Here is a 13,280-nt window from a genome sequence, read left to right as displayed (position 1 = left end):
CGGTTGGCAAGAGGCGGGGCGGAAGTTTATGGTCGCGCCGCGATGGCCAAGGGATGGCACGCGACGAAGGACCAGCCATGACCAACATCGTCAACCTCCGCCAGGCGCGCAAGGCCAAGGCGCGAGTGGACAAGGCGAAGACCGCCGAGGAAAATCGCGCCCGCTTCGGTCGGACCAAGGCGCAGCGGCAGGCGGACAGTGCGGAAGAACACCGCCGCGCAGCTTTACTGGATGGCGTAAAGCTGGATCGAGACGGTGCGAAGTAAATATCCATCTATAGTATATGGGTGCAAAGTTATAATGCATGTCGTTCTGTAAATGTGCCGTTCATATTGAAATGAACATCTGTTCATATGGATCGTCCTGACGCTGAACTATAACAATTCATCGCGATTCCGTTGGATGTCTTGTGTTGAATCGCGTGGTCAGTCGTTGACCTCCTGCTATGACTAGAAATATTCGCACCACCCGCCCCGCCAGGGCCGCGATTGCCGCTGTTCTGGCTTTGACTGCCACCCCGTTGCTGGCCCAGACCGTCGACGTGCCTGCCGCCGCGCCGGCCGCGCCGCTCACGGTACCGGAAGCGGCGCCGGCGGCCGCGCCAGCCATGACGGCGCCCGCCGCACCGGCCGCTACGCCGGAATTCACGCCTAGCCAGCCGGTGGTTCAGGCTACCCCGCCGATCGACGAGCGCATCGCCGCCGCGACTGCCGCTGTCGAAGCGGAAAAGGCTGCGGCGCCTGCCGTTGCGCCCCGCACCGCACAACGTGCTGCGCCGGCCCGCGCCGTCGAACGCCAGACTGCTGCCACGCTGGCCACGCCAGCCCCGGTCGCGCCTGCCGTTGCGCCTGAGCCAACTCCTGCAGCGCCGCCAGTAACGCCGATGGCGCAGCAAGAGCCGCAGGCCGCGCCGACCCCGGCGGCTGCCCCGGCTGAGCCGACCACCGCGCGCACCGATCAGGCGCTGCTTTGGGCGCTGGGTGGCGGCGCGCTGCTCCTTCTGGGGCTGGGCGGTGCCGCGCTGGTCCGCCGTCGTCGCCCGGATGAGGAAGACGCGATCGCGCCGACTTATGCGCCGGAGCCTGTCCCTGTGGCCCCGATGCCGGCTACGGTCGCACCGGTCGCCTCGCGTCCCGCCATGGCCAGCCCGCGTCTTGCCGAAGACGCCAAGCTGGAAGCAATGGTCGCTGCTGCACCTAGTGCGGAAAACCCTTTCCGCACCCGCACCAAGCGTGTGCGTCGTGCGCAATATCTGATCGCGCAGCGTGAAGCCGCTTCGGTCACCGCGCCCGCGCCGCAGACGACGCACGCGGAACCCACGCCGGTTGCGGCTGCCGATCGCAGCCAGACCGTCTATCGTTTCGGCGGCCAGCAGGCCTCTTCGGGCTTCCTGCGTCCGCGCCCCGCCAAGTAAGGCATACCCCCATCTGAAAAAAGGGACGGAGGACCAATCGGTCTTCCGTCCCTTTTCCTGTGCGGCTTATGTTGCGCTTTTGGCGATCGGCTGTTACCGGCGCGCCGGTCTTTACCGCGCCTTTTTAACGGAAGAATCGCCAGCCCATGTCCGACAAGATCAACCGCATCGTCCTCGCCTTTTCCGGTGGTCTCGACACCAGCGTGATCCTGAAATGGCTGCAACAAACCTATCAGTGCGAAGTCGTCACCTTCACCGCCGATCTCGGTCAGGGTGAAGAGCTGGAACCGGCTCGCGCCAAGGCCCGCCTGATGGGCGTGAAGGAAGAGCATATCTTCATCGACGACCTGCGCGAGGAATTCGTGAAGGACTATGTCTTCCCGATGATGCGCTCCAACGCGCTCTATGAAGGCCTCTACCTGCTCGGCACCTCGATCGCCCGTCCGCTGATCGCCAAGCGCCAGATCGAAATCGCCAAGCAGCTGGGCGCCGATGCGGTGTCGCATGGCGCGACCGGCAAGGGCAACGACCAGGTCCGCTTCGAACTGGGCTATTATGGCTTGGCCCCCGACATCAAGGTGATCGCCCCGTGGCGCGAATGGGATCTGACCAGCCGCACCAAGCTGATCGAATTCGCCGAAAAGCATCAGATCCCGATCCCGCGCGACAAGCGTGGTGAAAGCCCCTTCTCGACCGACGCGAACATGCTGCACACCTCGTCGGAAGGTAAGGTTCTGGAAGATCCGTGGGAAGAAACCCCGGACTATGTCTATTCGCGCACGGTAAATCCGGAAGACGCGCCCGACGCGCCCGAATATATCACCATCGATTTCGAACGGGGCGATGGCGTCGCGATCAACGGCGTGGGCATGTCGCCCGCGACCCTGCTCGAAACGCTGAACGAATATGGCCGCAAGCATGGCATCGGCCGGCTCGACCTCGTCGAAAACCGCTTCGTCGGCATGAAGTCGCGCGGCATGTATGAAACGCCGGGCGGCACCATCTATCACCTCGCCCATCGCGGCATCGAGCAGCTGACGCTCGACCGTGGCGCCGCGCATCTGAAGGATGAACTTGCGCCCAAATATGCCGAGCTGATCTATAACGGCTTCTGGTTCTCGCCGGAGCGTGAAATGCTTCAGGCCGCAATCGACTATAGCCAGGAAAAGGTGACCGGCACCGTTCGCCTCAAGCTCTACAAGGGCGGCGTCTATGTCGTGGGCCGCAAGTCGCCTTATTCGCTCTACAGCGAGAAGGTCGTGACGTTCGAGGATGATGCGGGCGCCTATGACCAGCGCGACGCGGCCGGCTTCATCAAGCTGAACGCCCTGCGTTTGCGTCTGCTGGGCCGCCGCGACCGCTGATTGCTATCGGCGTTGCCGGCCATTGGGTTAGCAACGCCTTAACCTTTGCACGGCATATGGTTCAGAATGGAGATATGCTGTGCACGGGCTTGATCTTGAAGCCGCTTCTGTCTGGCGCGCGATCGATCGCTCGACGGCGATCATAACCTTCGATCGCGATTGCCGGGTCACTGGTGCCAACGACAATTTTCTTGCCCTGTTCGGCTATCGCTTCGATCAGGTGGAGGGGCGGCATCACAGCATCTTCTGCGATGCCGACTATGCCCGGTCGCGCGACTATGCGCTCTTCTGGCAGCATCTCCTGTCCGGCCATTTCGACACCGGCGCCTATTGCCGCCTCGATGCGCGCGGCCAGCATGTCTGGATTCGTGGCAGCTACAACCCCATCATCGGCCCGGACGGCACCCAGACGGGCGTCATCAAATTCGCCAACGACATCAGCGCCGAACATCGCGCCATCGCCGCACGCGAAGAGGCGGAACAGCGGATGCGACAGCAGGAAAGGGATCGCCGCAGCGTGGTCGAACATGTGCTGGGCGAAGTCAGCAGCATCGTCGATGCGATCGACGGCATCGCCCGCCAGACCAATCTTCTCGCCCTCAACGCCTCGATCGAGGCGGCCCGCGCGGGTGACGCAGGCCGTGGCTTCTCCGTCGTCGCGTCGGAAGTGAAGAAACTCGCGGTCGATACCCAGGCCGCGACCGGCCGTGCCCGCGCGATTATAGCGGGCTAAAACGATACAAATTGCGACACTTCACCCGCTGACCTGACATATCTTCGGGACAACTGGCCTTCATAAACGGTTTCAAGGACGGCGAACCGCCGTTCAGCAAGACCCTTTAAGAAGGAAGACACAGATGCTTCGCAAATTCTTCACCACGGTCGCGGTCGGATCGCTGTTCGTCGGCGGCCTTGCGGCTACCCATGTCGTTTACGCCCAGCCCGGCGCCGATGGTGGCCCCGGTCCGCGCGGCGGCCTGATGGCGATGGCCGACACCAACAAGGACGGCAAGATCAGCAAGGCGGAACTGACCGCCGCGCTCGAAGCCCGCTTCGCAAAAATGGACGTCGACCGTGACGGCCAGCTGACGCAGAAGGATCGCGATCTGCGCCGCCAGCAGCGTACGGACGAACGCTTCGCCGCGCTCGATACCGACAAGAATGGCCAGATCAGCAAGGCCGAATTTACCGCCGGGCATCGGGCCCGCGCCGACAAGCGGGAAGACCGCCGTGAGCAAGCCGGCAAGCCCGACGGACGCGGCTGGGGCAAGGGCGGGCATCGCGGTCCGGGCCGTCGCGGTCCGCACGGCTTTGGCCCCGGTGGCCCCGGCTTCGGCGACGCGAACAAGGACGGCACCGTGACCAAGGCGGAATTCATGGCTGGCCCGCTCGCCATGTTCGACAAGGCTGACACCAACAAGGACGGCTTCGTCACCGCCGACGAACTGAAGGCAGCCCGCCCGCAGATGCGCGGTCCCATGGGGCACCGTGGTCCGGGTGAGGGCGGTCCGGGTCATGACGCCCCGCCGCCGCCGCCGGCCAACTGACATGCTGCATATCGGTACGGCGTTCCTCCCCTGGCGCCGTGCCGATGACCGGGAAGGGCGGGGGCTTTTTCCCCTGCCTTCGCCCTTCCAACCATCCTCCACCCATGACAGACAGGCAAGATGAGCGAACGACCCCATCTCCTGCTCGTCGATGACGAGCGTTCGATCCGCGAACCGCTGGCGCAATATTTGTCGCGCAACGGGTTTCGCGTCACCGCCGTGGAAAGCGCGTCCGAAGCGCGCGTGCGGCTCAACGCCAACGCCATCGACCTCGTCATCCTCGACATCATGATGCCGGGGGAGGACGGCCTGTCGCTCTGCCGCCATATCCGCGAGACGAGCGAGATTCCCGTCATCCTGCTGACCGCCCGGACCGAAGAGACGGACCGCATCGTCGGCCTGGAAATGGGCGCCGACGATTATGTGCTAAAGCCCTTCTCGCCGCGCGAACTGGTCGCCCGTATCAAGGTGATCTTCCGCCGCGTCGCCACCGGTGGTCAGCGTGTCACCGCGCCCGATGGCGCCAATTACAGCTTCGCCGGCTGGTTGCTGAAAACGCAGGAACGCACGCTGGTGGACAGCGAAGGCGTGTCGCTGCCGCTTTCCACCGCCGAATATAATCTGATGCTGGCTTTCGCCACACGTCCCAACAGCGTGCTCAGCCGCGACCAGTTGCTCGACATCACCCAGGGCCGCGAAGCCAATGCCTTCGACCGCGCGATCGACAATCAGATCAGCCGCCTGCGCAAGAAGATCGAGCCGGATCCCAAAAACCCTACGCTGATCAAGACCGTATGGGGCGGGGGCTACACCCTCTCGGCGGAGGTCCGCAAACTGTGAAGCGGCTTCGTTTGTGGCCGCAAAGCCTGGTCGGCCAGATCATCATCCTGGTGGCGATCGCGCTGTTCGTGGCGCAGGCGATCAATTTTGGCCTGCTGCTGCGCGAACGCAACCGCGTCGATCTGACCAGCCAGACCGCGCCGGTCGTCTATCGCGTCATCAACGCGCTGGATGTGCGGCCGGATCGTCGCCCCGATCGCCCGGATCTGCCGCCCAACCCGGACCGGCGCGAGGAGGGTCGCGAGCGCCCAGACCGGCGCAACGTCGAATTTTCCACGACCCGCCCCGTGCTGGAGGGCAGACCGCGCCCGGATGTGCAGGCTCGGGCGGAGGCGATGTTCGACGATATCGGCCTTACCGTGCACTCGGTCGTCGCGGCGGAGGACAGCCGCATCATGCCGATGCGCCGTTGGGAACAGATACGCAGTCGCGCCACCGGCGAAACGCCGCGCGACCGGCGCGTCGGTCGGTTGCGCCTGGCGGTCGAATATGAACCGGGCAAATGGGTGACGACCGAAGCGCGCATCGGCAATCGCCCGGCGCGCTTTGGCGGCTGGCTGATCGGGCAGACGCTGATCCTCTACGTCATCGTCCTGCTGCCTCTGCTCTGGATCGGCAGCCGTCTCGCCCGGCCGCTCAAGCAACTCACCGGCTCCGCGCAGCAATTCGCCCGCACCGGCCTCGCCGATGCGGTGGACGAGCGCGGCCCCGGCGACGTGCGCGACCTTACCATGGCGTTCAACGCCATGCGGTCGCGCATCATCGCCATGCTGGATGAAAAGGACCGGATGCTGGGCGCGATCGGCCATGATCTGCGCACGCCGCTGGCATCGTTACGGGTTCGTACCGAGTCGGTGGAGGATGAAGGCGAGCGCGCCCGCATGTCCGAAACGATCGATGAAATGAACCGCATGCTGGAAGATATTCTGTCCCTTGCCCGCGCCGGCCGCAGTACGGAGGCCGCGCAGAAGGTCGATCTTGCCGCACTGGCCGACGCCGTGGTGGAGGATTTCATCGAACTGGGATCGCCCGTCGACATGGCCGACAGCGACCGTGCCGTCGCCTTCGTGCGCCCGCAGCAAATCCGCCGCGCGGTGCGCAACCTCATCGAAAATGCGATCGTCTATGGCGACCGCGCCCATGTGACGGTGCTGCACGAAGCGGGCATGATCCGCATCGCCGTCGCCGACGAAGGGCCGGGCATCGCGCAGGACCGCATGGCCGAAATGCTGGAGCCGTTCACCCGTCTGGAAGGATCGCGCAACCGCGAAACCGGCGGCGCCGGCCTCGGCCTCGCCCTCGTCCGCGCGATCATGGCCGAACATCAGGGCGAACTGCGCCTGGAAAACAGGCCGGAAGGCGGTCTGGAAGCAAGTTTGGTGCTGCCGGCCTGAAGGCCGGGTTTCGAACGGAAGCAGGTGTTCCTTCTCCCTCGGAGGGAGAAGGATATGAAGCCTTGGCGACGAAGAAGCCTAGGCGAAGTTGGATGAGGGGGGCTGGCGCAAGATTGGCGTACTGCCATGAGGTTGACACCCCCTCACCCAGCTTCGACTAGGCAGCAAGCTGCCAAGTCTGCGCAGACCTCTCCCTCAAGGGAGAGGGATAAGGCAAATCTGTCCTATCCACCCACCCTCAGCTATGCTGCACCACGCCTCTCGCAACATAATGTCCGTCCTGCGACCGAAAATTACGCATTTGGCGGGAAAAGTGCGAAGTTAAGGCGGCGATGTCGCCATCGCCGCCTTGGTAGGATCAATGCTTGCCCGGCTTGTTCGACGTGCCCGGCGCAGCGGGGTTGATCAGCGCCGCGCCGCTGGGCAGGCCGGTGCCGCCCATGTCCAGCTTCTGCGCCTGTTCCTTCGCCACGCGCATCGGATTGTCGCGTTCCTTGATCGCTGCCTGGGTTTCGGGATCCTGCGTCTCGGCATCGTCGTCCTTGCCGCCGCCACGGGTCCACCCCAGGATGATCGACATGCGCCGGTTGCGCGGGTCATAGGCATCATTCTTGATGAACGGCTCGCGGTCGGCCACGCCTTCGATCCGGGCGAAGCGGTCGTTGCCGATGCCCGACTGGTTGAGCACCTGACGTGTGGATTCCGCGCGGCTGGACGACAGCATCCAATTGTTCATCGTCCGGCCCGACGCATAGGGCAGGCCATCGGTATGGCCGCGCACGATCACCGGGTTGGGCATGGTCTTCAATACGCTCGCCACTTCGCCGATCAGCGAACGGGCCTGCGGCACCAGCCGGTCGGTCCCCATGGCGAACATCGCAAAATCGGCCTCGTCGATCAGGTCGATGCGCAAACCTTCGCGCGTTTCAGTGAAACGCACATTCTTGCGCAGCTTGCCCAGCCCGTTGCGCATCATGCGCTCTTCCAGGCTCTTCTTGATCGATTCGAATTTCTGCCGGTCCTGCGCGCGCGTCGCCTTGCCACCCTGATCCTTGGTGCCGCTGGCGTCGCGCGGGATGGTGATGGCCAGATTGCCCTGACCACCGGTGGTCGGGTAATTTTCCTTCGCCATCATGCTGTCGCCGCCGAACAGGCCGTTCGATCCGGCCGAATTTTCCTTCATCTGCACCAAAGTCGGCGTGAAATAGTCGGCCAGCCCCTTGCGCTGCTTTTCGGTGGTCGCGCCCAGCAGCCACATCAGCAGGAAGAAGGCCATCATCGCCGTCACGAAGTCGGCATAGGCCACTTTCCAGGCGCCGCCATGATGGCCGCCATGTCCTTCGACGATGATTTTCTTGACGATGATTGGCCGGGGTTCCGGCTCGTTCGCCCCGCGCTTCTTTTCCGCCATGGCTTATTTGCCCCGCATACCGTCGAACACCTCGGCAAAGCCGGGCTGGTTGGCATGGGTCAGGCCCGAACGGGCGGCTTCGATCACCAGCGGCTGCGGATGACCGTGGAGCGATGCGATGATGATCTGCTTGACGACATGGTAAATGGCGCCGTCCGCTTCGATCACGCTGCGGCAGCGGTTGGCGAACGGATTGACCATGCCATAGGCGAGCAAAATACCCAGGAACGTGCCGACCAGTGCCGAACCGATCATCGCGCCCAGGATGGCAGGCGGCTGGTCGATCGACCCCATGGTCTTCACCACGCCCAGAACCGCCGCGACGATGCCCAGCGCGGGCAGGGCGTCCGCCAGCCCTTGCAGATTGTCGGCCGGCTTGATCGCTTCATGATGATGGGTCTTGAGCGCGTTATCCATCACATCCTCGACCGCATGCGGGTCGAGCGTGCCGGACGAAATGACGACCAGACGCAGCGTATCGCTGATCAGGTGGACCAGCGCCTTGTCCTTCATCAGCTTGGGATATTCGGTGAAGATGGTGGAGCTGGACGGATCTTCGATATGCGGTTCCAGCGCGACGGGCCCTTCGACCCGCAGCGTCTTCATCAGCTTGCTGACGAGAAAGATGCAGTCCAGAAAGTCCTGCTTCTTGTACTTGGCGCCCTTGAACACCTTGCCCAGGCCACCGCCGAGCGCCTTCAGGTCCGCGCCGCTATTGCCGATGACGAGCGCGCCGACGGCCGCGCCGCCGATGATCAGCATTTCGTGGGGCAGGGCATGGAGCACCGGGCCAAGGTCGCCACCGGTGAAGGCGAATCCGCCGAACACCATGACGAGCAGAATGACAAGGCCGATGGCTGCGAACATGATTATCCCCGATTGAAACGCCCCACAGGCGGTCGTCCGATGGCGTCTTTGGTGGTGACGCCGTTCTTAAGGTTAATACGGACTGGTTATCATCCGGTTTAGGACCATCGCGCCTTTTTGCGGCGGATCACTTGATCAGGTCGAACAGCGTCTGCTGGTTGATCCGCGCAAAGGTCGTTTGCGCCGCATCGAGCTGCAACAGGCCTGCCTTCACCCTGGCGATGACATCTTCCAATTTGGTCGATTCCAGGTTGGTGCGCTTCTCGGTGAGGCTCAGATCCACGTCGGTCAGGCGCGTGCCCACCACTTCCAATCGGTCGCTGCGCACACCCTGTTTGGCTTGCTCGACCGTGATGTGGCCTTGCGCGGACTGAACGGCCGTGACCGAAGACGCCATGGCCGTATCGTCGCCGCTCTGCACGGCGGCGATACCCTGCGCCAATATGTCGTCGATCGACATCGACGTGCCACCGACGTTGACCGTCGATACATCCTGCCTCGTCCCCACCACCTCCAGATTGAGGCCACGGCTGACGGGCACCAGCACGCTCTGTCCATCGTCGAAGACGGATATGCCCTGATAATCCTTCTGGTTCAGCAGTTCACTGATGGTGGTGCGGATGGTCGACATCTGCTCCACGATCGCGGTGCGGTTCGTCTCGCTCAGCGATCCGTTCCGGGCCGACGTCACCAATTCCTGCGCTCGCGTCAGCAGATTGTCGATTTCCGACAGATTCGCTTCGGCGCTGCCGGAACGGGCCGTGCCATAGCTGACATTGGTTTTCCAGGCGGCTTGCTGCGCCTGCGCGCGGCCGACGTCCGATACCTGTACCCAGGCAAGCGCATCGTCGGACGGCTTGTTCAGCGTGATCCCGGTGGAGATCGCGGTTTGCCCGTCGACCAGTTCCTGGGACAGTTTCTGTTGCCGGCGGACCTCGGCCAGCATGATCTTGTTGGTGATGCCTACCATGACTCAGTCCTTCCGCGTCAGATGATGTTCATGATGGAATCGAGCGTTTCCTTGGCGACCTGCAAGATCTTCGCGGACGCCGAATAGGCTTGCTGGATGCGCAACAGGTCGGCAGCTTCCAGGTCCAGGTCGACGCCGCTCACCGCTTCGCGCGCGGCGACCGCCTGATCGTTGCGGCTGGTGGCGGTGTCGAACTCGGCCTTGGTGGACGACAGCAATGTCGCCTGTTGCGCGATGATCGACGTCCAATTCTGTTCGACGCTGCCATTGCCGCGCAGAACGGAACTGACCGTCAACAGATTGCCGTTGAGCGTGCCGTCCGAAGATCGGGTTGCCAATTGTGCCGGATCGGTCACCAGCGCGGCCAGGCTGGCTGCCGTCGTGCCGGACAACAGCGCCGCGCCGGCGGTGCCGCCATCGGTCACGCCCTGCGCATGCCAGGCATTGACGTCTGTGGCGAATTGCGCGGCCAGCGTGTCCAGGCTGGTGCGCCGCTGCGTCACGGTGTTCGCTGCGGAAAATAATCCGCCCAGCGTCCCGTTCGCCGGCGCGCCCAGCGCCGTACCATCGGCCAGCCCGAACGAGAGCGTGCCATTGCTGTTGGCGGTTAGCGCCACATTGGTCGCCGCGTTGCCGCTCACCAGCGTCTGGTCGCCGAAGCTGACGATGGCGCTGTCATTGGTGCCAAAGCTGACGGTGATGTTCATATTCTGCGACAGCGTCTGCAACGCGGAATCGCGGCTGTCGAGCAACTGGGCATAAGCGGACGTGCCCGGCTGCGCACGCAGCAGGCTATTGTTGATGTCGGCCAGCGCGTCGAGCGACTGGTTGATGGTCGCGACCGATGCCTTGGCTTCGGTAGCGATCCCTTCGGACACGGTCTTGAGGTCGGTGGCAGTCTGGTTGAACGCCTGCGCAACCCGGCTGATGCTGTCCAGCGTGGTGACGCGCAGCGACGTGTCGGTCGGGCTGGCCGCCAGCTTTTCCATATTCTGGAACATGCCGATCATCAGCTGGCCGACGCCGGTGCTGCTGTCGTTCATGGCATTTTCGGCATCGGACAGCCAGCGCAGCCGCGATGTCGCGCTGCCCAGCGCCATGCCGGTATTGCGGACCGATGCGTCCAGATAGGGATCGGACGCGCGATTGACGCCGGCCACCTGCGTGCCGCCGAAATTGGCGCGTGAAATATAGAGCGACATGGTCGCAGTCGACGCACCGGATTCGATGGTCGTCACCGATCGACGGGCATAGCCCTCGGTGCTGGCGTTGGAGATATTTTCCGCGATTGCGGCCATCGCCGACCGATAGGCGCGGGTGCCCGATGCGCCGATGATGAACAGATCGCTCATGCGCCGGTCGCCTTGCCGGCGGCCGTTGCATCAGGCGCGACCGGGGTATCGCTCACGCGGGCGCCAAATTGCTTCATCAGCAATTCGGCGATGCCCATCGCGCCCTTGCCCGCCATCGCGTCTGCGGTGCGGGCATCGGCCATGTCCTGAAACTGCTGGGTCGCGCTGGAATCGCTGATGCCCTCGGCCAGGCTGGCCGATCGCATCGCGCCGATCATCTGGCGCAGGAAAACCGCCTCGAACTGCTGAGCAGCCTTTTGCAGCTGCGCCTTTTGCGAAGGCGTTGCGCCGGTCGCGGCGGTACTGTTCGTCGTCGTTACCTGCATCACAGCACCACCAGTTCCGCTTTCATCGCGCCCGCCTGTTTCAAGGCTTCGAGGATCGCGACCATATCCGCCGGGGAAGCCCCGATCGCATTGACCGCCTTCACTATATCGGCCAGCGACGCTCCACCTTTAAAATTAATCATCGGTTTCTTTTCCTGGTCGATGCTGATGCTGCTCGATTGCTCGACCGCGGTCTGGCCCTGGCTGAAGGGGGCGGGCTGCGAAATGCGCGGGCTTTCATTGACGCTGACGGTCAATTTGCCGTGCGCCACGGCGGCTGGATGGATCTTCACCGCGCCGTTGATGACGACCGTGCCGGTGCGGGCGTTGACGATCACCTTGGCCGGCGCATCGGCAGGCGAAATCTCGATATTCTCGATCATGCCCATCATCAGGATGCGGTCTTCGGCGCCCGGCGTGGCGTCGATCGATACCGAAACGGCATCGGTCGCGCGGGCGCGGCGATCGCCAAAGGCATGGTTGATTCCGTCCGCCACGCGCAGCGCCGTGGTCAGGTCTGCTTCGGCCAGGTTGAACGTCAGAGAAGGCGCGGTGTCGAACCCGGTCGCGACCGCCCGTTCCACCGTCGCGCCGCCGGGAATGCGGCCGGCCGACGGTACGTTGACCGACACCTGGCTGCCATCCGCGCCGGTCACGCCCAGGCCGCCGACGGCCAGGTTGCCCTGCGCCATGCCGTAAATCTCGTTATCCGCACCACGCAGGGGCGTCATGATCAGCGTGCCGCCGCGCAGCGACTTGGCCTTGCCCAGCGCGGACACGGTCACGTCCAGCCGCTGGCCGGGCTTGGCGAAAGCGGGCAGGTCGGCAGTCACCAGCACGGCCGCCGCATTCTTCAGCGCGGGGTTCACACCCTGCGGCAAAGTCAGGCCAAAGCGCGAGACGACGCCCTTCATGCCCTCGGTCGCATATTGGATGCTGTCGTCGCCGGTGCCGGCCAGACCCACCACGATGCCATATCCGGTCAACTGGTTGGGACGGACGCCCTGGAACGTGCCCAGATCCTTGATTCGTTCGGCATGGGCCGGCACGGCAAGGAGCGCGAAGATCGGCAGGATCAGGCGAAGCAGGCGGATCATGGCTGTTCCGGTTTCCATCAGAAGGGGCTGATCGCGGAGAAGAAGCGCTGGAACCAGCCCTGACGGCTGGCATTGGCGATCTCGCCCTTGCCTTTGTAAATGATCTTTGCGTCGGCGACGCGGGTCGATGCGATGCGATTGTCCGGCGCGATATCGGCCTGGCGGACGAGGCCGCTGATCTGGATGAATTCGTCGCCGCGATTGAGCGTCAGCGCCTTCTCACCCTTCACCAGCATCGTGCCGTTGGGGTAGACCGCCGCGATCGTCACGGTGATCTCACCGGTCAGCGCGTTCGACTGGCTGGCATTGCCCTTGCCCGTGAAGGTGTTCTGGCCGCTGGCGCCGATGTCGCTGGGCGAAATCAGCTTGGACAGGATGCCGGTGGTCGGCGGCGTCAGCCCGACATTGCCGTTGCGGGCGGTGTCCGCGCTGGTCGTCTTGCTCGCCTGCGTCCGTTCGACCAGTACGATGGTGATGATGTCGCCGACCGTGGTGGCGCGCGCGCCGCTGGTCAGCGGCGTATAGCCCACCGACGCCTGGAATATGGAGCCGTTCGCCGCCGGAGCGACCGGCTGGGCGATGGTCGGCATGTAATAGTCGCGCTCGACCTCGCGCTTCTTCTTGGCGGCTTCCAGCGGGGAAGCGGTCAGAGCGATCAGCGAGACGGCTGCGATGGCGGCGTAGGACAGGCGCATCAT

Annotated in this window: 14 protein-coding genes; 7 read left to right on the top strand and 7 right to left on the bottom strand. The window is 63.9% G+C overall.

Annotated features, from left to right (window positions below; genetic code table 11):
• Positions 1-77: 77 nt before the first annotated feature.
• From F4U95_RS06180 to F4U95_RS06150, 7 genes are all read left to right on the top strand, one after another.
• Entirely contained in the window at positions 78-266 is a 189-nt protein-coding gene (locus F4U95_RS06180) for a DUF4169 family protein (protein WP_150424975.1), read from the top strand.
• Between the two features lie 179 nt (positions 267-445).
• Positions 446-1,414, top strand: a complete 969-nt coding sequence (locus tag F4U95_RS06175) for a hypothetical protein (RefSeq protein ID WP_150424974.1) — start codon at positions 446-448, stop codon at positions 1,412-1,414.
• A 146-nt stretch (positions 1,415-1,560) separates the two neighbouring features.
• Positions 1,561-2,778 carry an argininosuccinate synthase gene (locus F4U95_RS06170; RefSeq protein WP_093086307.1) on the top strand — a complete coding sequence of 406 codons (1,218 nt, stop codon included), beginning with the start codon at positions 1,561-1,563 and terminating at the stop codon, positions 2,776-2,778.
• A gap of 79 nt (positions 2,779-2,857) precedes the next feature.
• On the top strand, positions 2,858-3,511 hold the full coding sequence (locus tag F4U95_RS25350; RefSeq protein ID WP_150424973.1) for a methyl-accepting chemotaxis protein: 654 nt from the start codon (positions 2,858-2,860) through the stop codon (positions 3,509-3,511).
• A 124-nt stretch (positions 3,512-3,635) separates the two neighbouring features.
• Positions 3,636-4,325, top strand: a complete 690-nt coding sequence (locus F4U95_RS06160) for an EF-hand domain-containing protein (RefSeq protein ID WP_150424972.1) — start codon at positions 3,636-3,638, stop codon at positions 4,323-4,325.
• Between the two features lie 120 nt (positions 4,326-4,445).
• Positions 4,446-5,165, top strand: coding sequence for a response regulator (locus F4U95_RS06155; RefSeq protein ID WP_120251830.1), 720 nt, complete (start codon positions 4,446-4,448; stop codon positions 5,163-5,165).
• Positions 5,162-6,559 (top strand): sensor histidine kinase, encoded by a 1,398-nt coding sequence (locus tag F4U95_RS06150; protein WP_150424971.1) that lies wholly within the window; start codon positions 5,162-5,164, stop codon positions 6,557-6,559. The genes F4U95_RS06155 and F4U95_RS06150 overlap by 4 nt, the downstream gene beginning before the upstream one ends.
• A 358-nt stretch (positions 6,560-6,917) precedes the next feature.
• Here F4U95_RS06150 and F4U95_RS06145 read toward each other — a convergent pair whose 3' ends face one another.
• From F4U95_RS06145 to F4U95_RS06115, 7 genes are all read right to left on the bottom strand, one after another.
• Positions 6,918-7,970: a flagellar motor protein MotB gene (locus F4U95_RS06145; protein ID WP_150424970.1), complete on the bottom strand. Its 1,053-nt coding sequence runs from the start codon at positions 7,968-7,970 to the stop codon at positions 6,918-6,920.
• A gap of 3 nt (positions 7,971-7,973) precedes the next feature.
• Complete coding sequence (gene motA, locus F4U95_RS06140) at positions 7,974-8,837, bottom strand: flagellar motor stator protein MotA (protein ID WP_150424969.1); 864 nt, start codon at positions 8,835-8,837, stop codon at positions 7,974-7,976.
• 127 nt (positions 8,838-8,964) lie between these two features.
• On the bottom strand, positions 8,965-9,807 hold the full coding sequence (locus F4U95_RS06135; RefSeq protein ID WP_120251834.1) for a flagellin: 843 nt from the start codon (positions 9,805-9,807) through the stop codon (positions 8,965-8,967).
• A gap of 17 nt (positions 9,808-9,824) precedes the next feature.
• Positions 9,825-11,159 carry a flagellar hook-associated protein FlgK gene (flgK, locus tag F4U95_RS06130; RefSeq protein ID WP_150424968.1) on the bottom strand — a complete coding sequence of 445 codons (1,335 nt, stop codon included), beginning with the start codon at positions 11,157-11,159 and terminating at the stop codon, positions 9,825-9,827.
• Entirely contained in the window at positions 11,156-11,485 is a 330-nt protein-coding gene (locus tag F4U95_RS06125) for a rod-binding protein (RefSeq protein ID WP_120251836.1), read from the bottom strand. Before F4U95_RS06125 ends, flgK begins: the two co-directional genes overlap by 4 nt.
• Entirely contained in the window at positions 11,485-12,600 is a 1,116-nt protein-coding gene (locus F4U95_RS06120; protein ID WP_120251837.1) for a flagellar basal body P-ring protein FlgI, read from the bottom strand. The genes F4U95_RS06125 and F4U95_RS06120 overlap by 1 nt, the downstream gene beginning before the upstream one ends.
• Positions 12,600-13,277 (bottom strand): flagellar basal body L-ring protein FlgH, encoded by a 678-nt coding sequence (locus tag F4U95_RS06115; RefSeq protein WP_425505039.1) that lies wholly within the window; start codon positions 13,275-13,277, stop codon positions 12,600-12,602. Before F4U95_RS06115 ends, F4U95_RS06120 begins: the two co-directional genes overlap by 1 nt.
• Positions 13,278-13,280 lie beyond the last annotated feature (3 nt).

This window comes from Sphingobium limneticum (assembly GCF_008710165.1).
Taxonomy (GTDB): Bacteria; Pseudomonadota; Alphaproteobacteria; order Sphingomonadales; family Sphingomonadaceae; genus Sphingobium; species Sphingobium limneticum.
Note: the sequence above shows the minus strand (reverse complement) of the source record. Positions and strands in the feature narration are given on the sequence as shown.